At 71.5% G+C, this 207-nt stretch carries 1 pseudogene; it reads right to left on the minus strand.

The annotated features are described in order from the left end of the window. Nucleotides 1–131: pseudogene (locus AX750_RS26260) on the minus strand (IS91 family transposase); the annotation flags it as partial. Nucleotides 132–207 lie beyond the last annotated feature (76 nt).

The following is a 207-nucleotide window of genomic DNA, read 5'->3' on the forward strand; positions in this document are numbered from 1 at the left end:
AGCGCAGCCGTGCGGCAGGCCCGGATCGCACCGATCACCTTGAGCTGGCCGCGGCTGAGCCGATGACGCGCGAGATAGCCCTCGCCATGCCGGTTCAGGATGTCCGCGACCTCCAGCGAAGGCCGCGCCATGATCGGCGCAGGACCGCTATGGCGGTGGAGGCGGCGCCAGCAGCGCGAGCGGGCTCGTCACCTCGCGCAGGGTCTT

Source organism: Methylobacterium sp. CCH7-A2 (genome assembly GCF_001557075.1).
GTDB classification, from domain to species: Bacteria; Pseudomonadota; Alphaproteobacteria; order Rhizobiales; family Beijerinckiaceae; genus Allobosea; species Allobosea massiliensis.